The following is a 24,566-nucleotide window of genomic DNA, read 5'->3' on the forward strand; positions in this document are numbered from 1 at the left end:
CTATTCGGCGGCGGCCAGGTTCAGCGCCCCGGCGAGCCAGGCGTCCAGCTCGGCCAGCGCTCGCTCGCCCATCAGCCGCTTCTTGGCCCGGCCGCGTTCCTTGGGCGCAAGCCGCTTGCCCTCGGCGTCCCGGCGCGGGGGCTCCAGCGGGGGAAGCAGGCCGTAGTTTATGTTCATCGGCTGGAACGAGCCGGCGCCGGCGTCCAGATGCCCGCCGGTGATATGGCCGATCAGGGCCCCGAGGGCCGTCGTGGGCGGAGGCGGGGCGAGGCTGCGGCCCTGCGCCTGGGCGGCGGCGAAGCGCCCGGCCAGGAGCCCGACGGCCGCGCTCTCCACATAGCCTTCCACGCCGGTGACCTGACCGGCGAAACGCAGCCGCGGCTCGGCCTTGAGCTGCAGGCTGCGGTTCAGGAGGCGCGGGCTGTTGATGAAGGTGTTGCGGTGCAGGCCGCCCAGTCGCGCGAAGACCGCTTTCTCCAGGCCCGGGATGGTCCGGAAGATCTCGGTCTGCGCGCCGTGCTTCAGCTTCGTCTGGAAGCCGACCATGTTCCAAAGCGTGCCGAGCGCGTTGTCCTGGCGCAGTTGCACGACGGCGTAGGGCTTTTCCTCGGGCCGGTGGGCGTTGGTCAGGCCGACCGGTTTCATGGGGCCGTGCCGCAAGGTTTCGCGCCCGCGTTCGGCCATCACCTCGATCGGCAGGCAGCCGTCGAAGTAGGGGACGTGCTCCCACTCCTTGAACTCCGACTTCGGGCCGCTCAGCAGGGCGTCGATGAAGGCCTCGTACTGCGCCTTGTCCATCGGGCAGTTGATGTAGGCGGCTGCGTCGCCGCCGGGCCCGGCCTTGTCGTACCGCGACTGGCGCCAGGCCACGTCCATGTCGATCGACTCCAGGGTGACGATCGGGGCGATGGCGTCGAAGAACGAAAGCTGGCCTTCCCCGGTGAGTTCCAGGACGGCTTGGGAGAGGGCGGGCGAGGTCAGCGGGCCGGTGGCGACGATGACGTTGTCCCATTCCGCCGGCGGCAGTCCGGCGATCTCGCCGCGCTCGATGCGAACGTTGGGATGCGCCTCGAGCCGCTCGGTGACCGCCTGGGAAAAGCCCTCGCGGTCCACGGCCAGCGCGCCGCCGGCCGGCACCTGGTGGGCGTCGCCCGCGGCCATGATGATCGAGCCGCATCGGCGCATTTCGGCATGCAGCAGCCCGACGGCGTTTCCGGCCCAGTCGTCGGCGCGGAAGGAGTTGGAGCAGACCAGTTCGGCCAGGCGGTCGGTCTGGTGCGCATCGGTGCCGCGCACCGGGCGCATCTCGTGCAGGACGACGCTCGCCCCGGCTTCGGCGGCCTGCCAGGCTGCCTCGGAGCCGGCGAGGCCGCCGCCGATGATGTGGATGGTGGAGGTGGACATTCGCCCTAACTAGCAACGAACGCGGTCCTCCGCGAGCGGGGCCTTGTCGGGCGCCGCGAAGGCCCTACGTTGCAGCCAATGGGCCGCCGACTCGTTGATGCGGGAACGGTGAGGGCCTGGGGGATGCTATGACCACGTTTTCGCCAAGCGACGCGGCTCTGGAGGGTTTCCGGCTCACGCGCGAGCAGCCGCGCGTCCTGCTCCTGTGGGCGTTGTTGCAGTTCGCTGTCAGCATGGGAACGGCGGCGGTCATGATCGGCCTCGGCGGTCAGCACCTGATGGCCCTGGAGGCCGCGGGCGCGGATCCCTCGCCCGACCCGGCCCTGATGATGGAGGAGATCCGCAATCTGGCGCCTCTCTACGGCGTCCTGCTGCTGGCGGGGCTGCTGATGATGGCGGTCATGTCGGCGGCGGTCTACCGGGCGATCCTGGAGCCGGGCGAGTCCAAGTGGGGCTACCTGCGGCTTGGCGCCGACGAACTGCGGCTGGCGGCCCTGAAGGTCATCTACTTCTTCATCTGGGGCGCGATCATCTTCGTCGTGGTGTTGATCGCAGCCATCGCCGGACCGATTGGCGCAGGTCTCGGCGGCGCCTTCGGCCAGCTCCTGCGGCTGTTCGTGGGCCTGTTCTCGCTCGGCTTGCTGCTGTTCATCGCCGTGCGCCTGTCGCTCGCGCCGGCGATCAGTTTCGCCGAGCACCGCATCAGCGTCTTCGACTCCTGGGGCCTGACCCGGGGCTACTTCTGGCGGCTGCTGGGCGCCTACACCCTGGCGCTGGCGGCGATCGTCGTCGTGGCGCTGTTGGGCATGGTGATCTTCGCCGCGATCAGCGGCGTGGCCGTCGTGATGCGCGGCGGGGATCTGGCCGAGGCCGGGGCGGCCTTCAGCCCCGACCCCACCTCCCTCGGCAGCTATTTCACGATCCTGACGGTGGCCTACCTGGCGTTCGCCGCGGTGCTGACGGCGCTCTACTACGCCGTCGTCACGGCGCCGGCGGCGATGGCCTACCTGGCGATCAGGCCCCGCGCCGGCTAGGCGGCGGCGCTCGGCCGCGCCGAGACGCGGTCGTGCCAGTCCTTGAGCGCGCCGAACTCCTCGCCGAGCTCCAGGCCGATCCAGGTGGCGAAGTCCACCGTCGACAGGGCGCAGATGTCGGCCATGGTGAAGGCGTCGCCGGCGATGAATTCGCGGTCCTCCAGCTCGCGGTTCAGCCACCGCTGGGCGCCCGCGTAGGCCTCGCGGTTGGATTCGCCGAAGTCCTTGTACTGGGTCAGCAGGGCCGCCGTGCGCGGGTGGGCGTGGCGCCAGAAATTGCCGACCGGCGTCATCAGCACGAACTCGATACGGCGCACCCACATGTCCACCAGGGCTTTTTCGACGGCCGTGGTCCCGAACAGCGGCGGCTCGGGGTTGGTCTCCTCGAAGAAGCGGCAGATGGCGACGGTCTCGGAGATGACGGTCCCGTCGTCGAGCTCCAGGGCGGGGATCTGGCCCAGCGAGTTCTTGGCCCGGAACTCCGGCGACTTGTGCTCGCGCTTCATCATGTCGACGCGCGTCTCAGGCAGGTCGACGCCCTTCTCGGCCAGGAACATGCGCACGCGGCGAGGGTTCGGCGCCGGCATGGGCGCGCCATAGAGAATCATCGTCGTCTCCCCAATGAACAAAGCTATGGGGCGACGCTATTTCGAACGCGCGTTTGAGAGCAAGCCAGCTTTCCTGACAGCGGCGGGCGCGCAGAGCGGCCTTTGTCCGCCGCGCGGCAGGGTTTAGTCTGCGCCCAAGGCTAGTGGATGGAAGCAATGAGCGACGCCGTCGGCCCTGGCGATCTGGTGCTTTGCGTCAACGCCGCCCCAAACCACGTTACGGGAAGGCCGGTGCCCCTGCAGGCCGGCGAGACCTACCGCGTGATGGGGGTCATGGAGTTCGCCTGCCCGTGCGGGCGGTCCGACGCCCTGCTCGACGTGGGCGTCGACTTCGCCTGGTGCCAGAGCCGCTTTCGCCGGCTGCCCAAGCCCAAGGCCCAGGCCAGGACGCGCAAGGCTTCGGCGCCCAGGGAGAAGGAAACGATCCGCTGAGGGGCGGGGCGCGGCTTCGGCCGTCCGCCGACGTTCCGAAGTTCGGCTATTGGGGGGAAGCCGTCATTTCAGCTGTGTCAAAGCCCCTGCTGACATGGCCTCATAACCTTCTCGAACTGAAACGCATCCCCATCGCCCGGTAGATCGTCCTGCTCTCCCGGTTGGTTGGGGTCAGGGTGGTGTTCGTTGAAGAACTCGATGATCTTGAAGCCGCACTTGTTGACGTAGAAATGGATGTTGCGTCTCTCGAAGTAGGGTGTGTGCGTCTGCCAAGTTATCGTCTCGGGAAATCGCTGCTCGATGGCGAACCAGGCCTTGAGCCCGAGACCACGCCCATGCTCTCCGACCCTGATGAAAAACAGATCGAGCGAGTTGTGGTGAGTCTCGGCGTTGATCGTGACGATCGCACCGCCGACCTTGCGGCCATCGCACAGGATCCGGAGCGCCAAAGCGCCAGGCGCGTTGATGGCTTCATCCAAGGTCTGGTCTGACGGAATCGGCCCGTCCGGCAGGCCTCCAAATTCATCGACCACCGCCAATGCAAAGGCGTCCTGTAGCTCCGTCTTGAAGGACGTGAGGTCGTCCGGATGAGCATTCGCGAGCGTTACAACTTCGTCTGTCATGCGGCGTTTCCATTGCGTACCGGAATATCCCGCTGCCGATCCGAAGCCCGTCAGCGGCGCGTCCAAACGGCTATTACCCCAAAGCCCTCCAGATCTGGTGTCTTCGGGAAAGCGCGTCGCTTACGAATTCCAAGCGGAGCCAATAGCCCGCGCCGCCAGCGGGAGAGACCGCTCAACCCAAGTCTCATCGTTCAGAACCGTATTGATGTCGGTCATTTCTCTCCCTGCATGCAATCCAGCGGGTGCGCCCTCGCTGTCGATGGGGCGTTGGAGGGAATGGAGGAATGCTGCAAAGCGGCCTTTCCCAAGGTCGCCTGAGGGTCGGAAGCCGGCGTCTTTCGCCGCGGAGCCATCAGGCGCGCCGGCGAAATCGAGATCGGCTCGCGCATGACGCCAGTACGTCGGGCGATATCGTTCCTTGAGGCAGGACAACGCATCCTTCTGACCGCCGCCCTGGCGGCGCGCGTCCCAGCCGCTGCGAGTGTCCGCCGGGAGTCGATAGACGCCTCGCGTTGAGCACCCGAACGGTCCGATGGACGCCGCAGGTGCCGGCACGCCTGCGCCAGCGCCTCTGGCCGGCCGCCTCTACGCCGTGAGCAGCGTTCGCCGCTCGCCCCGGCGGGCCTCGTGGCGGTCGAGGAGGTCCTTCAGGTAGCGGCCGGTCCAGCTCCTGGTGTTGGCGGCCACCTGCTCCGGGCTGCCCACGGCGACGATTTCGCCGCCGCCGTCGCCGCCCTCGGGGCCGAAGTCGACCAGCCAGTCGGCGGTCTTCACCACGTCGAGGTTGTGCTCGATCACCACCACGGTGTTGCCCTGGTCGACCAGCTCGTGCAGCACCTCCAGCAGCTTCTTGACGTCCTCGAAGTGCAGGCCCGTGGTCGGCTCGTCGAGGATGTATAGGGTGCGGCCGGTGGCGCGGCGCGACAGCTCCTTGGACAGCTTCACCCGCTGGGCCTCGCCGCCGGAGAGCGTCGTCGCCTGCTGGCCGACCTTGATGTAGCTCAGGCCCACGCGCTTGAGCGTCTCCATCTTCTCGCGCACTGGCGGGACGGCCTTGAAGAAGTCGGCGGCCTCCTCGACGGTCATGTCCAGCACGTCGGCGATCGACTTGCCCTTGAACAGGATCTCAAGGGTCTCGCGGTTGTAGCGCTTGCCCTTGCACACGTCGCACGTGACGTAGACGTCAGGCAGGAAGTGCATCTCGATCTTGATGACGCCGTCGCCCTGGCACGCCTCGCAGCGCCCGCCCTTCACGTTGAACGAGAACCGGCCCGGCCCGTAGCCCCGGGCCTTGGCTTCCGGCAGGCCGGCGAACCAGTCGCGGATCGGCTGGAACGCGCCGGTGTAGGTGGCCGGGTTGGAGCGCGGCGTGCGCCCGATCGGCGACTGGTCGATGTCGATGACCTTGTCGAAGTGCTCCAGGCCCTCGATCCGCTCGTGCGGGGCGGGCGCGTCCGAAGCGTTGTGCAGCCTGCGGGCGGCGGCCTTGTAGAGGGTCTCGATGGTGAAGGTCGACTTGCCGCCGCCGGAGACGCCGGTGATGCAGGTGAAGGTCCCGACCGGAATGTCGGCGGTCACGCTCTTCAGGTTGTTGCCGGCGGCGCCGACGACCCGCAGCACCTTCTTCTTGGAGATCGGCCGACGGTCCAGGGGCACGGCGATCTCGCGCGCGCCGGAGAGGTATTGGCCGGTGACGCTCCGGGGATTGGCCATGATGTCGGCCGGCTTGCCCTCGGCCACCACCTCGCCGCCGTGAACCCCCGCCGCCGGGCCCATGTCGATGACGTAGTCGGCGGTGAGGATCGCCTCCTCGTCATGCTCGACCACCAGCACCGAATTGCCGAGGTCGCGCAGGCCGCGCAGGCTGTTGAGCAGGCGGGTGTTGTCGCGCTGGTGCAGGCCGATGGACGGCTCGTCCAGCACATAGAGCACGCCGGTCAGGCCCGAGCCGATCTGACTGGCCAGCCGGATGCGTTGGCTCTCGCCCCCCGACAGGCTGCCCGAGCCGCGGGACAGGTTCAGGTAGTCCAGTCCCACGTCCACCAGGAAGCGCAGGCGGTCGTTGATCTCCTTCAGGATGCGCCGGGCGATCTCCATCTGCTTGGCGCTGAGCTTGGGCTCCAGGCCGACGAACCAGTCGCGGGCGTTCTTGATGGAGAGCTGCGAGACCTCGCCGATGTGCCGCCCGTCGATCTTCACCGCCAGGGCCTCGGGTTTCAGGCGATAGCCCTCGCAGGCGAGGCAGGGGGTCTCGGACTGGTAGCGGCCGAGCTCCTCGCGCACCCAGGCGGAGTCGGTCTCGCGCCAGCGCCGCTCGAGGTTCGGCAGCACGCCCTCGAAGGTCTTGCTGACCTCGTATTTGCGGGCGTTGTCGTCGTAGACGAACTTGATCTTCTCGGCGCCTGAGCCGTACAGCACCACGGTCTTGGCCGGCTCCGGCAGCTTCCACCACGGCTCGTCCATCGAGAAGCCGTAGTGGCGCGACAGCGCCTGCAGGGTCTGGGTGTAGAGCGGCGAGGGGCCCTTGGCCCACGGCGCCACCGCGCCCTTGTGCAGGGTCTTGTCCTTGTCCGGAACCACGAGGTCGGCGTCGAAGGCGAGCTTGGCGCCCAGGCCGTCGCACACCGGGCACGCCCCGTAGGGATTGTTGAACGAAAACAGCCGGGGTTCGATCTCGCTGATGGTGAAGCCGGAGACCGGGCAGGCGAACTTCTCCGAGAAGATCAGCCGCCGGGGCTCGCTCTCGCCATCGGCCACGTCGGCCCATTCGGCCACGGCGATGCCGTCGGCCAGGCGCAGCGCGGTCTCCAGGCTGTCGGCGTAGCGGCTCTCCAGCCCGCCCTTCGTCACCAGCCGGTCCACGACGATGTCGATGTCGTGCTTGAACTTCTTGTCCAGCGTCGGGGCGTCCTCGATGGGATAGAACTCGCCGTCGATCTTCAGCCGCTGGAAGCCGGCCTTCTGCCACTCGGCGATCTCCTTGCGGTACTCGCCCTTGCGGCCGCGCACGACGGGGGCCAGCAGGTAGAGCCGCGTCCCGTCTTCCAGGGCGGTCAGCTTGTCCACCATCTGGCTGACGGTCTGGCTCTCGATCGGCAGGCCGGTGGCCGGCGAATAGGGCACGCCGACCCGCGCCCAGAGCAGGCGCATGTAGTCGTGGATCTCGGTGACCGTGCCGACCGTCGATCTCGGGTTGCGGCTGGTGGTCTTCTGCTCGATCGAGATGGCCGGCGACAGGCCCTCGATCAGGTCCACGTCCGGCTTGCTCATCAGCTCCAGGAACTGGCGCGCATAGGCCGACAGGCTCTCCACGTACCGCCGCTGGCCCTCGGCGTAGATGGTGTCGAAGGCCAGCGAGCTCTTGCCCGACCCCGACAGTCCGGTCAGCACGACCAGTTCGCCGCGCGGGATGTCGACGCTCACGTCCTTCAGATTGTGTTCGCGCGCGCCGCGCACGCGGATGAAGTTCAGCTGTTCGGCCATCTTTTCCGGAAACTCCCCGTCCGCCGCCGCACGGCGGACACCGCCTAATGTAGTTCCGCGACTCTCCGATAGCACGGGAACAATAGGCGAACAAATCTCTCCGTTCCGGCTCCCGCCACCATGCCGCCATCCTCCCTTGACGCTTCAGCCGAAGCCGCCGATGCGTGGACGTCCACAGGAGCGAAGCGCATGAGCGTGATGGCCGCCTACGCCTACAAGAACGGCGCGCGCGCCCGCGCGGTTTCGCTCGACGGCCCGGACGGCCTCAAGCTCGAGCCGGACGAGTTCGTCTGGATCGGCATCGTCGAGCCCGACCCCGACGAACTCGCCAAGCTGCAGGCCCGCTTCGGCCTGCACCCGCTGGCCGTGGAGGACGCGCTCAAGGCGCACCAGTCGCCCAAGCTGGAGATCTATGGCGACCAGCTCTTCGTCGTGGCCAAGACCGCCCATCTGGGAGAGGTGCGGATCGAGTACGGCGAGACCGACATCTTCGTCGGCGAGAACCACATCATCACCGTGCGGCACGGATCGGCGCGCGCCCATACCCAGCTGCGCTCCCAGCTCGAAGCCTCGCCAGGCCTCCTGAAGAAGGGCGTCGACTACGTCCTGCACGCCATCCTCGATTTCGTGGTCGACGGCTACCTGCCGATCGTGGAGTCCATGGAGGAGGAGGTGCTGGCCATGGAGCGCCGGGCCCTGGACACCTTCATGAGCCGCGGCGAGGTCAATCGCCTGTTCCACCTCAAGCGCGACCTGATGCGCTTCAAGCGGGTGCTGGCTCCCATGGGCGAGGTCTGCAGCCGCCTGGAGCATTTGGATACGCCCTGCCTGGACGCCGACGTGCGGCCCTATTTCCGCGACGTCTACGACCATGTGCGCCGTGTCGAGGGCATGACCGACGCCCTGCGCGACGTGATCACCTCGGTGTTCGACGTCTCCAACCTGTTCGAACAGCAGCGCCAGAGCGCGATCACCCGCAAGCTCGCGGCCTGGGCGGCGATCCTGGCGGTGCCCACGGCCGTCGCCGGGATCTACGGCATGAACTTTCAGCACATGCCCGAGCTGCACTGGCGCTTCGGCTACCCTCTGGTGCTGGCCGCCATCGCCGCCGTCTGCGCGGTGCTGTACGTGCGCTTCAAGCGTAGCAACTGGCTCTAGGCGATCGCGCGCCCGCGCCGGCTACCTGGCCGCGCCGTCCTCCGCCGCCTTCAGGACGCGAAGCGCGTTGCCGCCCCAGATCTTGGCCACGTCCGCCTTGGAATAGCCGGCGGCGATCAGCCGCTCGGTGATCTTGGGGTAGTCGGCCACGTCCTCCAGGCCCTCGATGCCGCCGCCGCCGTCGAAGTCGCCCGACACCCCGACGTGGTCGATCCCCGCCACCTCGATCGCGTGCAGCATGTGCTTCATGAAGTCGTCCAGGTTCGCCCGGGGCACGGGCCACTTGGCGTCGATCGCGTTGCGCCCCTCCAGGTAGGCCTTGCGCTGCGCCGGCGTCATGTCGCGGCCTCCCGCGCCGATCGACTTCGCCAGATCGGCCAGGGCGGCCTCCCGCTCCGGGATCTTGGGCGTCGGCACCATGTAGTTCGAAAAGGCGTTGATCTGGATGACGCCGCCCTTGGCGGCCAGCTTGCGCAGCAGGTCGTCCGGGATGTTGCGCGGATGCTCGAACACCGCGTCCAGCCCCGAATGCGACAGGATGATAGGCGTGGCCGACAGCTCGATCATCTGCTCGGTGGCCGCGTCGGAGGCGTGGGAGGCGTCGATCACCATCCCCAGCCGGTTGGCCTCGGCGACGAACCGGCGGCCCAGCGGCGAAAGCCCGTTCCACTCCGGGCCCTTGGGGTCCGTGGAGCTGTCGGCCAGATCGTTGTTCAGGAAGTGGACCGGCCCGATCATCCGCACCCCGAGGGCGTAGAACGTCTGCATCAGCGACAGGTCCTGGCCGAGCGGATAGCTGTTCTCCACGCTCATGAAGACGAAGCGCTTGCCCGCGGCGTTGATCGCCGCCGCGTCGGCGGCCCGGGTCGCCAGGGCGAACGCCTCGCCGTGCTTGGCCACCATCTCGTGGATCTCCACGGCTCGGACAATGGCCGCGTCGCGGGCCTTGGCGTCGGCCTGCGGCGAGCGCTCGCCCTGCGGGGTGAAGATCACGAAGAAGCCGCCATCGACGCCGCCCTCCACCATGCGCGGATGGTCCACCTGGCTGCCGTCGGCCTCGTAGTCGTGCCGGTCCATCATGTCCCAGCCGGGCAGGTGGAAGTTGGCCGGCGTATCGAAGTGGGTGTCCAGCACCAGGGCCTCGGCGTGGGCGGCCTGGGCCGGCGTCTGGGCGTGCGCCGCGCCCACGCTCAGCGCCAGGCCGAGCGAACACATCAGGACAGCTTTGAACTTCACTTGGACTCTCCCCGAACAGGGCCGTAGCTGAGCCTGTCGCCGCCGCCCGGGCAAGGCCCTGGCCGCCGTTCGGAGGTCTAGCTGCGGTCGATGCGCGCGGCGTAGCAGCCGCGGCCCGCGTTATGGGCGTGCAGATAGGCCGTGTCCGGCCGCGCCAGCAGCTTCAGGATCGACGGCTCCAGGTCCGCGCCGGGGGCGATCGCCGCATCGAGCATCATGCCCGCCGCGTCGAAGGCCCGAAGCGATATCCAGGGGCGCGCCGACAGCACCGGCGGAATCTCCCCTGCGAAGCGGCGTGTGCTCCGGGCCGCCTCGTTGACGAAGATCGCGTGGCGCGAACGATAGGGGGTGTCGACCGCAAGGTGCTCGTAATTGAGCAGCAGCAGGGTCTCGCCGGGCTGGGCGTCCTCGAGCTGCACGCGACAGGGAAAGCCGATCGGGGCGTCGGCCGTCACGCGCAGCACGCCGCGGGCGGCGAGGTCCGCCTCGCTCAGGCCGAACAGGGGCGCGAAGGCGTCCAGCGGCAGGCCGCTGATCACATAGCTCATGGGGATCTCCAAGGTGTCAGGCGGCGTCGTGGAAGATGACGCCGAGGGTATGGCGGCGGCCGGAGCGAACGCGGCTGACGCCGTGGCGCATGGCCACGCGGTAGGTTCCGCGCGACCCTCGCACAGGCCTGTGGGCCACGGCGAACACCAGCGCGTCGCCCTGGGCGAGAGGGGCCACCTCGGCGCGCGACTGCATGCGCGGCCGCTGCTCGGTCAGCACGAACTCGCCGCCGGTGAAGTCGCGGCCGGGCTGCGAGAGGAGCACCGCCGCCTGCAGCGGGAACACCTCGGCGCCGTAGAGGTCCTGGTGCAGGCAGTTGTAGTCGTCCGGTCCGTACTGCAGCAGCAGCGGCGTCGGCCGGGTCTGACCCGCCGCATGGCAGCGGGCCAGGTACTCGGCATGGCTCGCCGGGAAGACCTGCTCCAGGCCCATGGCCGCGTTCCAGCGGTTCGCGATCCGGGCGAGGGGCGGGAACAGCTCGGTCCTCAGCGTCTGCACCGGCTCGGGCAGGGGATAGGCGAAGTAGCGGTACTCGCCCCGTCCGAAGCCGTGGCGGCTCATCACCACCCGGCTGCGGAACCCCTCCTCGGCGGCGTAGAGGCCGGCCACGGCGGCGCAGGCGGCGGGATCGAGCAGGCCCGGGATCACCGCCGAGCCCTGCGCGTCGAGATCGCGTCCGACGGCCTCCCAGTCGATGGCGGCGAGCCGCCGTTGCAGCAGGCCGCTCACGCCGCAGCCTCGCGATCCAGCAGGGTCTGCTTGCGCTCCACGCCCCAGCGGTAGCCCGAGAGCTCCCCGTCCTGCCGCACCACACGATGGCAGGGAATCGCCACCGCCAGCGCATTGGCCGCGCAGGCGCCGGCCACGGCCCGCACCGCCTTGGGCGCGCCGATCCGGCGGGCCACGTCGGCATAGCTTTCCCGCCCGCCCGGCGGGATCTCCCGCAGCGCCTGCCAGACGCGATGTTGGAAGGCGGTCCCGCGCACGTCGAGCGGCAGGTCGAGCCCCCGGCGGGGATCCTCCACCAGGCCCACCACCTGGGCCACCACCGCTTCGAAGGCTTCGTCGCCGCCGACCAGTTCGGCCCGGTCGAAGCGGTCCTGCAGGTCGCGCACCAGCGCCTCGGGATCGTCGCCGAGCAGGATCGCGCACACGCCCCGGTCGCTGGCGGCCACCAGCACCGCGCCCAGCGAACACTCGCCCACGGCGAAGCGGATCACCGCGTCGCGCCCGCCGGCCCGATAGGCGCCGGGCGTCATGCCCAGGACCTCGCCCGCGGTCTCGTAGAATCGGCCGCCCGAATTGAAGCCGGCCTCGTAGATCGCCTCCGTCACCGTCTCGGCCCGCTTCAGGCCCGCCCGCACGCGTTCGGTGCGGCGCGCCGCGGCGTAGGCGCGGGGCGTGACCCCCACCACCTCCTTGAAGACGCGATGGAAGTGGTGCGGGCTCATGCCCGCGGCGCGCGCCAGCGTCTCGAGTTCGGGCGGGGTCTCGGCCTCCTCGATCATGCGGCAGGCGAGGGCGGCCGCCGCGGCCCGGCGCTCGTCCAGCGAAGGCTCCTCCGGCCGGCACCGCTTGCACGGCCGGAACCCGGCCGCCCGGGCCTCCTCGGCGGTGGCGTGGAACGCCACGTTCTCCCGCAAAGCGGGGCGCGCGGCGCAGGACGGACGGCAGAACACGCCGGTGGTCCTCACCGAATAGAGGAACGCGCCGTCGGCGGCGCGGTCCTTGGCGACCACGGCGGCCCAGCGGGCCTCGTCGGTCACGGAAAGGGTCTGCATCTTCGACTCCATCGAACAACTCCTGTCCGCTGGTCTAGGCCCCGGCGGCGCGCCGCGAACTCCGCCGCTTGCGCTCAAATTCGCCGCCGGGCCGGCGGCCGCAAGGGGACGCCGAACGCCGCGTCCGATTTGCGCCAGGACGGCTCAGCGCCTATATCGGCCGTCTCACTTAATGGAGGCCCCGGCCATGGAACGCGTTCTGGACACCCGCTTCGTCCTCGCCGTCCACCGCGCCCAGGTCTCCCATGCCCGCCTTCATCACCCTCGACAGCCTCGCCTTCAGAACGCCTGAGGGCCGCACCCTCTTCGACGACCTGACCCTGGCGTTCGGCGCCGAGCGCACCGGCCTTGTCGGCCGCAACGGCGCCGGCAAGACCACCCTGCTGCGCCTGATCCTCGGCGAACTGGAGCCGGCGGGCGGGAGCCTCGCCGTCAACGGCCGTCTGGGCGTGCTGCGCCAGGCGCACGAGCCGCCACCCGGCGCCAGCCTCGCCGACCTCATGGGCGCGGCCGCGCCGCTCGCGCGCCTGCAGCGCATCGCAGAGGGGCGGCCCGAAGCCGACGATCTCGACCTGGCCGACTGGACCCTTGAGGAGCGGCTCGCCGCCGCCCTGGCCGAGGTCGGTCTGGAGGGGCTCGACCTGTGGCGGCCGGCCGCCTCGCTCAGCGGCGGCCAGGCGACGCGGGCCGCCCTGGCCGGGCTGCTCGCCGCCGAGCCGGACGTGCTGATCCTCGACGAGCCCACGAACAATCTCGACGCCGAGGCCCGCGACCTGGTGGCCCGGGTCCTCGCCCGCTGGAAGGGCGGGGCGATCGTGGTCAGCCACGATCGCGGCCTGCTTCGCCAGATGGACCAGATCGTCGAGCTCTCCTCGCTGGGCGCGAAGGTCTATGGCGGCGACTACGACCTCTACGCCGAGCGCAAGGCGCAGGAGGCCGCCGCCGCCGCCCGCGAGCTCGAGGCGGCCGAGCGCAACGTCCAGCGCGTCGCCCGCGAGGTCCAGGCCGCCGCCGAGCGCAAGGCCCGCCGCGACGCCGCCGGCCGCAGGTTCGCGGCCAAGAAGAGCGAGCCCAAGATCCTGCTCGGCGCCATGGCCGAGCGGGCCGAGAACTCGGGCGGTCGCGCTGACCGCCTGGCCGAGCGCCAGCGGTCCGAAGCGGCCGCCGGGCTCGAACAGGCGCGCAGCCGCGTCGAGCGCCTGCGCCACCTGGACTTCGAGCTGCCGGCCTCCGGCCTGGCCGCCGGCAAGACGGTGCTCTCGCTGGAGGGGGTGGGCTTCGCCCATCCTGGCCAGGCGCCGATCCTGACGGGCGTCGACCTGCGCATCTCCGGGCCCGAGCGCGTCGCCGTCGTCGGACCGAACGGGGCGGGCAAGACCACGCTCATCCGCCTGGCCGTCGGCGAACTCCAGCCCACGCGCGGGCGCGTCACCTGCGGCGCGCCCGCCGCCTTCCTCGACCAGAACACGGGACTCCTGCGCCGGGACGAGACCCTGCTCCAGGCCTTCCGCCGGCTCAATCCGGCGTCCGACGACAACGCCGCCCATGCGGCGCTCGCGCGGTTCCTGTTCCGCAACACCGCCGCCCACAGAACGGTCGCCAGCCTCAGCGGCGGCGAGCGCCTGCGCGCGGCCCTGGCCTGCGTGCTGATGTCCGCGCGCCCGCCCCAGCTCCTGGTGCTGGACGAGCCCACGAACCACCTGGACCTCGATTCCATCGCCGCCGTCGAAGCGGCGCTCCGCGGCTACGACGGGGCCCTGCTCGTGGTCAGCCACGACCCGGACTTCCTCCAGGCGGCGGGGGTGGACCGCGAGGTGCGGCTCGGCTGACCGCGCCTCGCGTCCCGGTCTGCGTCAGTCCACGCCTTGCGCCAGCAGGACCACGCCGTCGCTGGCGGCCAGGCGGTCGACGGCGATCGCCTGGTAGTCCGGCGAGCGGGACCAGGCCAGGGCGGCCTCCTGGTCGGGGAACGCCAGCACGATCAGCTTTTGGCGGTCCCAGTCGCCTTCCATCACCTGCGCCGCCTCGTCGGCGACGAGGAGTCGGCCGCTATGGCGCTGCAGCACGGGCATGAAGCCCGCGACGTAGCGGTCATAGCGGGCGCGGTCGCGGATCGTGATCTGGGCCACGACATAGGCGGTCATGCGGCGGCCTCCCTGGGCTCGGCCTTGCGCACCACGCGGAACACGGCGTTGGCCTTGGCGCAGGGCTGGCCGTCGGCGGTCACGAAGGCCTGGGTGAAGCACAGCGTTCCGCCTGGCTTGACGAACACCGTGTCGAACTCCAGCCACTGGCCCATCCGGGCCGAAGCCAGGAAGTCCAGCGAAAGGTTCACCGTCACCAGGCTCTGCAGGTCGCCCAGCCGCCGCGCGCAGGACAGGCCCATGGCGTTGTCCGCCAGGGCGCTGATCAGGCCGCCGTGGACGAACCCGCGGCTGTTGGTGTGCGCCGTGTCGGCCAGGAAGCCCAGGATCACCGCCCCCTCGGCCTTGCGGCTGTAGAGCGGCTCCCAGGGGTCGGTCACCGGGCTTTGGCGGTCGTGACGCTCGAAGCCCGGCGGGGGCGAGAAGGTCGGGTCCATGGTCGCCGCCTCACGCCGCCGCCAGCCGCGCCAGGCTCTCCAGGGTCTGGGCGCAGGCGCGGGCCGCCTCGGCGCCCTTGACCAGGAAGTGCTCGCGGAAGAACTCGGCGTGCACCTCGTGTTCGTGGAAGTGGTGCGGGGTCAGGACGACCGAAAACACCGGCGTTTCGGTGGCGAGCTGCACCTGCATCAGGGCGTCCACCACGGTGGCGGCGACGAAGTCGTGGCGGTAGATGCCGCCGTTGACCACGAATGCGGCCCCGACGATGGCCGTGTAGCGGCCGCCCTTGGCCAGGGCCTGGGCGTGCAGCGGGATCTCGAAGGCGCCCGGCACCTCGAACACGTCGATGGCGTTTTCGGGAAAACCCAGCTTGACCATCTCAGCGACGAAGCCCGCCCGCGCCTGGTCCACGATCTCGGCGTGCCAGCCGGCCTGGATGAAGGCGATGCGCGTGGCGCGGAAGGCGCCGTTGGCGGTGGGGAATTCGAGGGGTTGGGTGACAGTTTGGGTCATGGTCGACTCCCAGAGGGGTTGAAACCACGACTCAGGGAGCGCCGCAGGCGCACGCCCGCGCAGGCGCGGACGGACGCGATCGGCGGTTCTCATAACCGGACTCTAACCGTCGGCCCCGGGATCTCACCGGTGTCTGCTAGTCCCCGGCGGCGATGTGGCCGCCGGGCGCCCGCGGGCTCGTGCGATGCGGCCTTCGCCGCAGAGCGCCATTACCGCCGGTGGGGACTTTCACCCCGCCCTGAGAACGCGGCCGCCGGAACAGCCCGGCGACGTCGCCAGAGTAGGCGCCGATCCAGCCGTCAAACAAGTGTTTAAGCGTGACTGCGCCGCAAAATCTGCGGCGCGCGGATCAGGCGCGCTGGTTCAGGGTGATCGCCGTCGCCGCGCCCGTCGCCGGGGTCGCCGCCGCCCGCGGGCCATAGCCGCCGGCGTGGCTGCGCTGGCTCGCCACTTCCTCGGCGATCGCCCGCACGATGCCTTCGGTCACGGTCTTGGCCGCCTCCAGGGCCCGGCCCTGGCGGGCCAGCACCGCATCGAACGCCTCGGTCGCCCGCACCAGCCGGGTGCGCTGGGTGAGGGGCGCGTCGGACACGAGCTTGGGATTGGCGCGGATGCGCATCGACTCGTGGCGATAGATGTTGGCCAGCTTGGTCGTCTCGGCTTGGTGCGCCAGCGCGTCCTGCGGCCTGCGCGCCTCGAACGCCTGGGCCTCCAGCGCGATCAACTCGGTCAGCCGTTCGGTCAGGATGATCATCTGTTCGACGCGGTCGCTGGCGTCGGCGGCATGGATCGCCATCGCGCTCTCCCTTACTCGAGACCCTGAAGCTTCAACATTTCGCGGCCGACCGTGTCGGCCAGGCCGATCCCGCCGCTCTTGGCCATCTGCTTGGCGAAGGCGTCGGTCATGAACGACTTGAACATTTCCTCGCCGTCGCCGCCGCCGAACGGCTTGGAGGTCTGCACGTCCTTGAACATCTGCTGCAGCATGATCGACAGGAACGAGGCCTCGAACTCCTCGGCCGACTTGCGGATGTTCGAGCGCGTGGCCAGCTCGGCCGTCGAGGCCGGCGCGGCCTGGGCCTGGATCAGGTTGGTCGGGGCGACGATCGGGCTGAAGTCGGCCATCACATCACCTCGATGTCCGCCTGCAGGGCGCCGGCCGCCTTGATGGTCTGCAGGATCGAGATCATGTCCCGCGGCGTCACGCCAAGGGCGTTGAGGCCCGAGACCAGGGTGGCGAGCGAGGCGCCGTTCCGCACGGTGAGGAACTGCTTGCCTTTCTCTTCCTCGACGCTGACGCCCGACTGCGGCACCACCGCCGTCTCGCCGCGGCTGAACGGGGCCGGCTGGCTCACCGCCGGGCTCTCGGTCACCGTGATCGTCAGGTTGCCCTGGGCGATCGCCACGGTCGACACCCGCACGTTCTCGCCCATGACGATCACGCCGGCGACTTCGTCGATCACCACCTTGGCGGCGTTGTCCGGCTCCACGTTCAGGTTCTCCACCTGGGCCACGAAGCTCGTCATGTCCTGGCCGGCCGGCGGGCGGATCGACACGATCGTCGGGTTCTCCGCGGCGGCGGCGCCGGGGAAACGCCGGTTCACCGCATCGGCGATCCGCCGGGCGGTGGTGAAGTCCGGGTTGCGCAGGGTCATGCGCATCTGGCCCATGTTCGCGAGCTGGAAGCCGAGCTCGCGCTCGACGATCGCGCCGGCGGCGATCCGGCCCGCGGTCGGCACCCCCTTGGAGATGCTGGAGCCGGACGCCCCGCTGGCCGAGATCGCGCCCGTCTGCACGGTGCCCTGGGCCACGGCGTAGGCCTCGCCGTCGGCCCCCATCAGCGGCGTCACCAGCAGGGTGCCGCCCTGCAGGCTCTTGGCGTCGCCCATCGCCGAGACGGTCGCGTCGATCTGCGAGCCGGAGGCGGCGAAGGCGGGCAGCTTGGCCGTCACCATCACGGCGGCGACATTCTTGGTGTTGAGGTTGGCGTCGCGGGTATTGACGCCCAGGCGCTCCAGCATCGCCTCCAGGCTCTGCTTGGTGAACGGGGCGTTGCGCAGCGAGTCGCCGGTGCCGTTCAGGCCCACGACGATGCCGTACCCCACCAGCATGTTGTCGCGGACGCCCTCGAACTCGACGATGTCCTTGATGCGCGAGGAGGCGAACGCCGGCCCGGCGATCAGGCTGGCGGCGAAGGCGAGGGCGCTAAAGAGACTCAGCGAACGGTGCATGGCGACCTTGCGGCGGACTGTGTTCCCACCGCCCATGCGACCGCCGTGCCAACTCTGCCGGGTCGAAAAGCTGTGTAAAAACAACGATTAGGTGATTCGGGGCGACTCCATCGATCCTGCCTGACGGCAGAAATTGCCCGGCATTAACCATACCCTAAGCATGGCCGCGGCAGGGTGCAGGGGTGAGAGTCTCAGCTTGAACGAAGTGCGCGCATGAAGGTCAGCGGAACAGGCGGCGTCGGCGGTCCGGCGAGCGGCGGTCGGACGCGGGCGGCTGGCGGGGGAGAGGGCTTTCGCCTGAACGGCCCGTCCGCCTCGGCCCCGGCGGCCCAGGCCGCCCCAGCCGCGGGCGTCTCCGGCGTCGTGAGCGTCGATGCGCTGCTGGCGCTGCAGAACGTGGGCGGGCCGCTCGAGCGCCGCCGCCGCGCGGTCGGCCGGGCCGGCCGCATCCTCGACGTGCTGGAGGAGGTCAAGCTCGCCATGCTCGCCGGCGGCGTCAGCGCGGCCGATCTGGAGCGCCTGGGCCGGGCCGTCCGCGACCAGCGGGAGGCCACCGACGAGCCCGGGCTGGAGGGGGTGCTCGACGAAATCGAAACGCGCGCAGCGGTGGAGCTTGCAAAGCTTGAACTAGCCAAGCGTGCGTTCTAATAGCACGCGTCACGCGACGTGCGTTGAAAGCGTCGCCGGGTTTGCTATAAGCCCCGAACTCGTTCTTGGGGTGTTGTCCAGGGGGCGTGAGGTGTCGATGACCGCAGCCGCTGTTCTGGCTGAAGAAGCTTATCGTCCTTCCGAGGACGAGGAGTTCATGAACGAGCGTCAGCTTGAGTATTTCAAGCAGAAGCTCTTGAACTGGAAAGAGGACATCCTTCGCGAATCTCGCGAGACGCTGTCCCATCTCCAGAGCGAAACCGAGAACCATCCCGATCTTGCGGATCGCGCCTCCTCGGAGACCGATCGAGCGCTTGAGCTGCGCACGCGCGATCGCCAGCGCAAGCTGATTTCCAAGATCGACGAGGCCCTGCGCCGGATTGAGGACGGCTCCTACGGCTGGTGCGAGGTGACGGGTGAGCCGATCGGCCTGGCCCGCCTCGAGGCGCGGCCGATCGCGACCCTGAGCCTTGAGGCCCAGGAGCGGCACGAGCGCCGCGAGCGCGTCCACCGCGACGACTGACCCCTTGCGCGCCGCAACGCCCGATAAGCCGGCGTTCGGCGCCTAGCGTTTGTTCAGACTTCACCAAGCTGACACGCCGCCGTAGCCGTAGGGTCACGGGTCAGGACTAGCGACCGCCCCCGAACAACAAATCGGGGATCTCCATGAAGCTTCTGTCCACCACCGCCTGGGCCGTGCTCGCGTTCGCCCTGGCCCAGCCGGCGCACGCCGAAACGGCCGCCGATGCGGCCAGCGTCGACGAACTGATCGTCACCGGCACGCGCCGGGCGGACCGCACCGCCTTCGATTCCGCCGCGCCGGTCGACGTGGTCTCGGCCTCGGCCCTGGAGTCGATCGTCTCGGACCAGATCATGGACAAGCTGGCGGCCACCACGCCCTCGTTCAACGTCCAGCGCCTGCCCACGGCCGACGGTCAGCAGTTCGTCCGTCCCGCCACCCTGCGCGGGCTTTCCCCCGACCAGACCCTCGTGCTCGTCAACGGCAAGCGCCGTCACCGCTCGGCCTTCCTGGGCTCGCGCGGGGCGCAGGGCGTGGACCTCGGCCAGCTCTCGGCGATCTCCATGGAGCGGATCGAGGTGCTGCGCGACGGCGCCTCGGCCCAGTACGGCTCGGACGCCATCGCCGGGGTCATCAACATCATCCTCAGCGACGAGCCGGGCTTCTCTGGCTTCGCCCAGGCGGGCCAGTACTACGAAGGCGACGGCGAGAAGGTCGAACTCGGCGCCCGCTACGGCTGGCGGCTGGGCGAGCGCGGCTTCGTGGTCGCCAGCCTCGACTACACCGACGCGGGCCTGACCTCGCGCACCCGCCAGCGGGCCGACGCCATCGCCTTCCAGGCGGCCAATCCGACGCTCGACGTGCCCAACCCCGTGCAGCGCTGGGGCCAGCCTGACCGGCAGATGTGGCGCGGCGCGCTGAACGCCTCCTACCAGGCGGCCGACGGCGTGGAGCTCTACGCCTTCGCCACCTACACCGACTCCACCGGCGTCAACGACTTCAACTGGCGCAATCCCTCGACCGACAGCTCCTTCCGCACCGCCGCGGTGTTCCCGGGGTGGAACCTGCGCTCGATCTATCCGACCGGTTTTTCGCCGCAGTTCGGCCAGGACGAGACCGACTATGCGGTCAACGCCGGCGTCCGCGGCGCCTTCGCCGGATTCGACTGGGACCTGAGCGCCTCCGTCGGGCGCGACGAGATCGACTACTTCATCGAGAACACCATCAACGCCTCCCTGGGCCCCAACTCGCCCACCTCCTTCCGCCCGGGCGTGCTGATTCAGGACGAGAAGAACGTGAACCTCGACGCCGTGCGCCCGCTGGCGTTAGGCTTCCTGGCTCAGCCGGCCAACCTCGCCCTCGGCCTGGAGCGGCGCGAGGAGACCTACGAGATCGAGGCTGGCGATCCCGCCTCTTGGCAGGTGGGCCCCGGCGCGGCCAACGGCCTTCCGTCCGGCTCCAACGGCTTCCCCGGCTACAGCCCCTCCCAGGCCGGTTCCTGGGACCAGACCAGCTATGCGGCCTATGTCGACCTGGACCTGCCCTGGACCGACGCCTTCTCCACGGATCTCGCGATCCGCTACGAGGATTTTTCGGAGTTCGGCTCCACCACCGACGGCAAGATCGCGCTCCGCTACGAGATCTCGCCGCAGCTCGCCCTGCGTGCGGCCTTCTCCACCGGATTCCGCGCGCCCACGCCGGGCCAGCTCAACAGCACCCGGACGTCCCAGGGCCTGGACACCACCACCCTGCAGCTCTTCACGGCCGGGCGGCTTTCGCCCCTGGATCCGGTGGCCGTCTTCTTCGGCGCCAAGCCGCTGAAGCCTGAGACCTCGCAGAACCTCTCCGCCGGGCTGGTCTATCGCAACGACGCGGGGTTCACCGCCTCGCTCGACGCCTACCAGATCGAGGTCGAGGATCGCTTCGCGGTCTCGCGCAGCTACACCGTGACGCCGGCGATCCGCGCCACCCTGCTGGCCCAGGGGGTGCCGGGGGCCGACTCGCTGACGTCCCTCAACTACTTCACCAACGCTTTCGACACCCGCACCCGCGGCGTCGATCTCGTGGCCTCCTGGCGAACGGACCTGGCCGGCGGGGTGCTGACGCTCACCGGCGCCTACAACTGGAACGACACCAAGGTGACCCGCTACTCGACCGCCGAGCTCTCCGAACTCGCCGTCATCAATGTCGAGGACGGGCTGCCGCAGCAGGCGGGCAACCTCACGGTGACCTACGCCCGCGGCCGCTTCGAGGGCATGGTGCGCGCCCGCCACTACGGCGACTGGACCGACGCCCAGTTCCAGTCCTCTGCGAATCTGATCCAGGAGTTCGGCGCCAAGACCTTCGTGGACGTCTCGGTCAGCATCGACGTGACCGAAGCCATCAAGGTCACCGCCGGCGCGGAGAATCTCTTCGACACCTATCCCGACGAGGCCACGTTCCAGGCCTCGCGCGGCCTGATCTACTCGCGCAACGCCGTCTATGACACCGACGGCGGCCTCTACTACGTGCGGGTCAGCGCCAGCTTCTGACGCCCTCGGCCGGCCTCCGCGGCGCTCGCCGCCGCGGAGCGCCATGCGGAGTGGCCTGCGCGCGCGGCGCGGGATAAGAACCGGCCATGACCGATCGTCTCGTCATCGCCGCTGTCCAGGCGAATCCCATCGTCGGCGCCGTGGAGCGCAACGAAGCTCTCGCCCGCGATCTGCTCGCCCAGGCCTGCGCCGCGGGCGCCGACCTCGCGCTGTTCTCCGAGCTCTTCCTGACCGGCTATCCCCCGGAGGACCTGGCGTTGAAGCCGGCGCTCTGGATGGCGAGCCGCGCGGCGGTGGAGCGCCTGGCCGGCGCCACGGCGAACGGCTGCGCGGCCCTGGTGGGCGCGATCTGGCCGCCGGAGATCCCCGGCGGGCGGCCGCGCAACGCGCTGGCCTACCTGGCCGACGGCGTGGTCAAGGGCGTGGCCTTCAAGTGCGACCTGCCCAACTACGGCGTGTTCGATGAGAAGCGCATCTTCGATGCCGGCATGGGGCCGGAAGTGTTCGAGCTGAAGGGCGTCAAGATCGGCGTCCCGATCTGCGAGGACATCTGGGACAAGGCCGTCTGCGCCGAAGTGAAGGCCAAGGGCGCGGAGCTGATCCTGGTCCCCAACGGCTCGCCCTTCCGCGTCACCGCCGACGACGAGCGCATGGACGTGGCCCGCGCCCGGGTCGCCGAGACAGGCCTGCCGCTGATCTATGTGAACCAGGTGGGCGGCCAGGACGAACTGGTGTTCGACGGCGGCTCGTTCGCCCTGCAGGCCGACGGCGCCCTGGCCATGCGACTGGCCATGTTCGAGGACCGCCTGGCCCTCACCACCTGGGAGCGGGGCGAGCGGGGCTGGTCCTGCGTCGAGGCGCCTATGGAGGACTGGTGCGCCGGCGCCGAGGAGATCTACCGCGCCATGGTCCTGGGCTTGCGCGACTATGTGAGGAAGTCGGGCTTTCCCGGCGTTCTTCTTGGACTTTCCGGCGGCGTCGATTCGGCGATCACGGCGGTGGCGGCGGCTGACGCCCTGGGCCCGGACGCCGTACGCTGCTTCATGCTGCCCTCCCGCTACACCAGCCGCGAGAGCCTCGAGGACGCCGCCGACTGCGCCGCTCGCCTGGGGGTGCGCCTGGACGAAATCCGGATCGAGCCGGCGGTCGGCGCCTTCGCCGAGATGCTGACGCCGCTCTACGAGGGCAGGGCGCCCGACATCACCGAAGAGAACATCCAGGCCCGCATCCGCGGCCTGTCGCTGATGGCCCTGTCCAACAAGCTCGGTCACATGCTGCTCACCACCGGCAACAAGTCGGAGATGGCGGTGGGCTACGCCACGCTCTACGGCGACATGTGCGGCGGCTACAATGTGCTGAAGGATCTCTACAAGACCGACGTCTACGCCGTCTGCGTCTGGCGCAACGCCAACAATCCCTTCGGCGTGGCCGACAATCCGATCCCCGAGCGCATCCTGACCAAGCCGCCCTCGGCCGAGCTGCGCCCGGACCAGAAGGACCAGGACAGCCTGCCCGAATACGCCGAGCTCGACGCCATCCTGCACGGGCTGGTGGAGGAGGAGGCGACCCTGGACGAGATCGTGGCGCGCGGCCACCACCCCGACACGGTCGAGCGCGTCCAGCGCCTGCTCTATTCCTCGGAGTACAAGCGGCGCCAGGCGCCCCCCGGCGTGAAGATCGGCCGCCGCGCCTTCGGACGCGACCGGCGCTACCCGATCGTCAACGGCTTCCGGGACAAGGCGTCTAGGTGATCTGCGCCGCCGCGGCGGCCGCGTCGGGACCGCGCCGCTTGGCGCCGCGAAGGGCCGGGATGATGTCCTCCACCGCGTCCACTTCCACCCAGGCGTCCAGGAAGCTGGGCGGCGTCAGGCTGCGTTCGACCGTGTGCTGAAAGAGGTCGAACAGGGGCCGCCAGAAGTCGCCGGGGCTGTGGAACACGATCGGCTTGGCGTGCAGGTCCAGCCGCCGCCAGGACAGCAGCTCCACCACCTCTTCCAGCGTGCCGATGCCCCCGGGCAGGACGACGAAGCCGTCGGCCTCCTCGAACATCATCATCTTGCGCTCGTGCATCGAGCCGACGACCACGGTCTGCACCGACTCCAGCGCCCGCTCGCGGCTTGTCAGGAAGCCGGGGATCACGCCCAGCACCTGGCCGCCGGCCTCGTGCGCCGCGCGTGCGCAGGCGCCCATCAGGCCCACCCCGCCGCCGCCATAGACCAGGCGCAGGCCCTCGCCGGCCAGGGCCGCGCCCAGGGCGGCGGCGTCGGCCAGGAAGGCCGGGTCGGCGGCGTCGGACGATCCGCAGAACACGCAAACGGACCGCAGCCTGGGCGCTTGCCCCATGATGGAGGACTCCAGATGAACTCGACGCGCGCTTGCGGCGGCGTCGCAAAAGGCCAAATAGCTATGGCCGGTGCCGGGAGATTCAAGCAAGCCGTGAACAAAGCGTCGATTCTGATCCTGGCGGGCGCCGCCGCTTGCCTCTGCGCCTGCTCCAGGGACGTCGGCGCGGCCAAGGCGCCGGCGGCGGGCGAGGCGGCGGCTGGCGCCGGCTACGTCACGCCGCCCAGCCTCCTGTCCGGCGCGGCGACGGCCGAGGGCGTGGCGCTGTCCGGACGCGCCCAGCCGGGCGCGCGGGTGCGCCTCGCCAGTCCCGACGGGCGGGCGCAGGTCGCCGACGCCGACGCCGAAGGCCGCTGGCGCATGGTGCTGCCCCGGCTCGACCCGCCGCGGCTCTACGGCCTGTCGATGGCCGCCGACGGTCGCCAGGTCCAGGCCCAGGGCTACGTCCTGGTCGCTCCGGGCGGGGAGGTGGCGCTCATGCGGGCCGGGTCGGGCGCCCAGGTCCTGTGGGGCGACGGCGGCGCGACCCGCATCACCGCCCTGGATTTCGACGCCGAGGGCGGCGCCGTGGCCTCCGGGTTCGCGCCGCCGGAAGCCACCGTCACCATCCGCGCCGACTCCGTGCAGGTCGCCGAGGGGCGCAGCGATGCGGCCGGGCGCTTCAGCATCGCCTTCAACCAGCCGCTCGCCGCCGGCCGCCGGCTGATTCAGGCCTCGGGCGAGGAGTGGGAGACGCAGGCGGCGTTCGACGTGGCGCCCGCCGAGCCGGTGGCCGGCGCCCCCTACCGCGCCCGCGACCTGGGCGATGTCATCCGGGTGGACTGGAGCACGCCGGGCGGCGGGCTGCAGTCGACCCTGATCCGCAAGCGGAGCTGACCCTTGGCCTTTTC

At 69.9% G+C, this 24,566-nt stretch carries 24 protein-coding genes; 9 read left to right on the forward strand and 15 right to left on the reverse strand.

The annotated features are described in order from the left end of the window. Entirely contained in the window at positions 1–1,404 is a 1,404-nt protein-coding gene (trmFO, locus tag ACK4YQ_RS08385) for a methylenetetrahydrofolate--tRNA-(uracil(54)-C(5))-methyltransferase (FADH(2)-oxidizing) TrmFO (protein WP_409610260.1), read from the reverse strand. Positions 1,405–1,532: 128 nt separating this feature from the next. On the opposite strand from trmFO, the gene ACK4YQ_RS08390 reads away from it, so the two are divergent. After that, positions 1,533–2,438, forward strand: a complete 906-nt coding sequence (locus tag ACK4YQ_RS08390; RefSeq protein WP_409610262.1) for a hypothetical protein — start codon at positions 1,533–1,535, stop codon at positions 2,436–2,438. Here the strand turns inward: ACK4YQ_RS08390 and ACK4YQ_RS08395 are convergent. After that, the gene (locus tag ACK4YQ_RS08395) at positions 2,435–3,046 is read right to left on the reverse strand and encodes a glutathione S-transferase family protein (protein WP_409610264.1); all 612 of its coding nucleotides are present in this window, start codon (positions 3,044–3,046) and stop codon (positions 2,435–2,437) included. The genes ACK4YQ_RS08390 and ACK4YQ_RS08395 overlap by 4 nt on opposite strands. Positions 3,047–3,202: 156 nt before the next feature. Between ACK4YQ_RS08395 and ACK4YQ_RS08400 the strand changes: the two genes are divergently transcribed. Then, the gene (locus tag ACK4YQ_RS08400) at positions 3,203–3,478 is read left to right on the forward strand and encodes a hypothetical protein (RefSeq protein WP_409610266.1); all 276 of its coding nucleotides are present in this window, start codon (positions 3,203–3,205) and stop codon (positions 3,476–3,478) included. 77 nt (positions 3,479–3,555) lie between these two features. On the opposite strand, the gene ACK4YQ_RS08405 is transcribed toward ACK4YQ_RS08400, so the two are convergent. Continuing rightward, entirely contained in the window at positions 3,556–4,101 is a 546-nt protein-coding gene (locus tag ACK4YQ_RS08405) for a GNAT family N-acetyltransferase (RefSeq protein WP_409610268.1), read from the reverse strand. Positions 4,102–4,686: 585 nt separating this feature from the next. Continuing rightward, entirely contained in the window at positions 4,687–7,584 is a 2,898-nt protein-coding gene (gene uvrA, locus ACK4YQ_RS08410) for an excinuclease ABC subunit UvrA (RefSeq protein WP_409610270.1), read from the reverse strand. Positions 7,585–7,773: 189 nt separating this feature from the next. Here uvrA and corA point away from each other — a divergent pair, with 189 nt between their 5' ends. Further along, on the forward strand, positions 7,774–8,742 hold the full coding sequence (gene corA / locus ACK4YQ_RS08415) for a magnesium/cobalt transporter CorA (protein ID WP_409610272.1): 969 nt from the start codon (positions 7,774–7,776) through the stop codon (positions 8,740–8,742). A gap of 21 nt (positions 8,743–8,763) precedes the next feature. On the opposite strand, the gene ACK4YQ_RS08420 is transcribed toward corA, so the two are convergent. The 4 genes from ACK4YQ_RS08420 to ada form a co-directional block, all read right to left on the reverse strand. Further along, positions 8,764–9,978, reverse strand: a complete 1,215-nt coding sequence (locus ACK4YQ_RS08420; RefSeq protein ID WP_409610274.1) for a dipeptidase — start codon at positions 9,976–9,978, stop codon at positions 8,764–8,766. A 77-nt stretch (positions 9,979–10,055) separates the two neighbouring features. Beyond that, positions 10,056–10,526: a DUF1203 domain-containing protein gene (locus tag ACK4YQ_RS08425; RefSeq protein WP_409610275.1), complete on the reverse strand. Its 471-nt coding sequence runs from the start codon at positions 10,524–10,526 to the stop codon at positions 10,056–10,058. A 16-nt stretch (positions 10,527–10,542) separates the two neighbouring features. Further along, a complete protein-coding gene (locus ACK4YQ_RS08430; RefSeq protein WP_409610277.1) occupies positions 10,543–11,256 on the reverse strand; it encodes a 2OG-Fe(II) oxygenase in 714 nt (237 codons plus the stop codon). Then, a complete protein-coding gene (ada, locus tag ACK4YQ_RS08435; RefSeq protein WP_409610279.1) occupies positions 11,253–12,308 on the reverse strand; it encodes a bifunctional DNA-binding transcriptional regulator/O6-methylguanine-DNA methyltransferase Ada in 1,056 nt (351 codons plus the stop codon). Before ada ends, ACK4YQ_RS08430 begins: the two co-directional genes overlap by 4 nt. Positions 12,309–12,553: 245 nt before the next feature. On the opposite strand from ada, the gene ACK4YQ_RS08440 reads away from it, so the two are divergent. Beyond that, positions 12,554–14,137 carry an ABC-F family ATP-binding cassette domain-containing protein gene (locus tag ACK4YQ_RS08440; protein ID WP_409610281.1) on the forward strand — a complete coding sequence of 528 codons (1,584 nt, stop codon included), beginning with the start codon at positions 12,554–12,556 and terminating at the stop codon, positions 14,135–14,137. A gap of 24 nt (positions 14,138–14,161) precedes the next feature. Here ACK4YQ_RS08440 and ACK4YQ_RS08445 read toward each other — a convergent pair whose 3' ends face one another. The 6 genes from ACK4YQ_RS08445 to ACK4YQ_RS08470 all read right to left on the reverse strand — a co-directional run bounded on the left by ACK4YQ_RS08445 (position 14,162) and on the right by ACK4YQ_RS08470 (position 17,634). Then, the gene (locus ACK4YQ_RS08445) at positions 14,162–14,452 is read right to left on the reverse strand and encodes a DUF1330 domain-containing protein (RefSeq protein WP_409610283.1); all 291 of its coding nucleotides are present in this window, start codon (positions 14,450–14,452) and stop codon (positions 14,162–14,164) included. Further along, positions 14,449–14,889, reverse strand: a complete 441-nt coding sequence (locus ACK4YQ_RS08450) for a PaaI family thioesterase (protein ID WP_409610285.1) — start codon at positions 14,887–14,889, stop codon at positions 14,449–14,451. The genes ACK4YQ_RS08445 and ACK4YQ_RS08450 overlap by 4 nt, the downstream gene beginning before the upstream one ends. 10 nt (positions 14,890–14,899) lie before the next feature. Beyond that, the gene (locus ACK4YQ_RS08455; protein ID WP_409610287.1) at positions 14,900–15,403 is read right to left on the reverse strand and encodes a 6,7-dimethyl-8-ribityllumazine synthase; all 504 of its coding nucleotides are present in this window, start codon (positions 15,401–15,403) and stop codon (positions 14,900–14,902) included. A gap of 349 nt (positions 15,404–15,752) precedes the next feature. Further along, entirely contained in the window at positions 15,753–16,199 is a 447-nt protein-coding gene (locus ACK4YQ_RS08460; RefSeq protein ID WP_409610289.1) for a flagellar basal body protein, read from the reverse strand. An 11-nt stretch (positions 16,200–16,210) separates the two neighbouring features. Beyond that, the gene (locus ACK4YQ_RS08465) at positions 16,211–16,528 is read right to left on the reverse strand and encodes a rod-binding protein (RefSeq protein WP_409610291.1); all 318 of its coding nucleotides are present in this window, start codon (positions 16,526–16,528) and stop codon (positions 16,211–16,213) included. Continuing rightward, positions 16,528–17,634: a flagellar basal body P-ring protein FlgI gene (locus tag ACK4YQ_RS08470; protein ID WP_409610293.1), complete on the reverse strand. Its 1,107-nt coding sequence runs from the start codon at positions 17,632–17,634 to the stop codon at positions 16,528–16,530. Before ACK4YQ_RS08470 ends, ACK4YQ_RS08465 begins: the two co-directional genes overlap by 1 nt. 213 nt (positions 17,635–17,847) lie before the next feature. Between ACK4YQ_RS08470 and ACK4YQ_RS08475 the strand changes: the two genes are divergently transcribed. The 4 genes from ACK4YQ_RS08475 (at position 17,848) to ACK4YQ_RS08490 (ending at position 23,084) form a co-directional block, all read left to right on the forward strand. Continuing rightward, entirely contained in the window at positions 17,848–18,282 is a 435-nt protein-coding gene (locus ACK4YQ_RS08475) for a flagellar assembly protein FliX (protein WP_409610295.1), read from the forward strand. 97 nt (positions 18,283–18,379) lie between these two features. Beyond that, on the forward strand, positions 18,380–18,805 hold the full coding sequence (dksA, locus tag ACK4YQ_RS08480) for an RNA polymerase-binding protein DksA (RefSeq protein WP_409610297.1): 426 nt from the start codon (positions 18,380–18,382) through the stop codon (positions 18,803–18,805). A 143-nt stretch (positions 18,806–18,948) separates the two neighbouring features. Continuing rightward, positions 18,949–21,333 carry a TonB-dependent receptor plug domain-containing protein gene (locus ACK4YQ_RS08485; protein WP_409610299.1) on the forward strand — a complete coding sequence of 795 codons (2,385 nt, stop codon included), beginning with the start codon at positions 18,949–18,951 and terminating at the stop codon, positions 21,331–21,333. An 86-nt stretch (positions 21,334–21,419) separates the two neighbouring features. Continuing rightward, positions 21,420–23,084: an NAD+ synthase gene (locus ACK4YQ_RS08490; RefSeq protein WP_409610301.1), complete on the forward strand. Its 1,665-nt coding sequence runs from the start codon at positions 21,420–21,422 to the stop codon at positions 23,082–23,084. Here the strand turns inward: ACK4YQ_RS08490 and ACK4YQ_RS08495 are convergent. Next, positions 23,077–23,676, reverse strand: coding sequence for a TIGR00730 family Rossman fold protein (locus tag ACK4YQ_RS08495; RefSeq protein WP_409610303.1), 600 nt, complete (start codon positions 23,674–23,676; stop codon positions 23,077–23,079). The genes ACK4YQ_RS08490 and ACK4YQ_RS08495 overlap by 8 nt on opposite strands. A 93-nt stretch (positions 23,677–23,769) precedes the next feature. On the opposite strand from ACK4YQ_RS08495, the gene ACK4YQ_RS08500 reads away from it, so the two are divergent. Further along, entirely contained in the window at positions 23,770–24,552 is a 783-nt protein-coding gene (locus ACK4YQ_RS08500) for a hypothetical protein (RefSeq protein WP_409610305.1), read from the forward strand. Positions 24,553–24,566: the final 14 nt, after the last annotated feature.

The organism is Phenylobacterium sp. (assembly GCF_046291545.1).
In the GTDB taxonomy this organism is placed as follows: Bacteria; Pseudomonadota; Alphaproteobacteria; order Caulobacterales; family Caulobacteraceae; genus Phenylobacterium.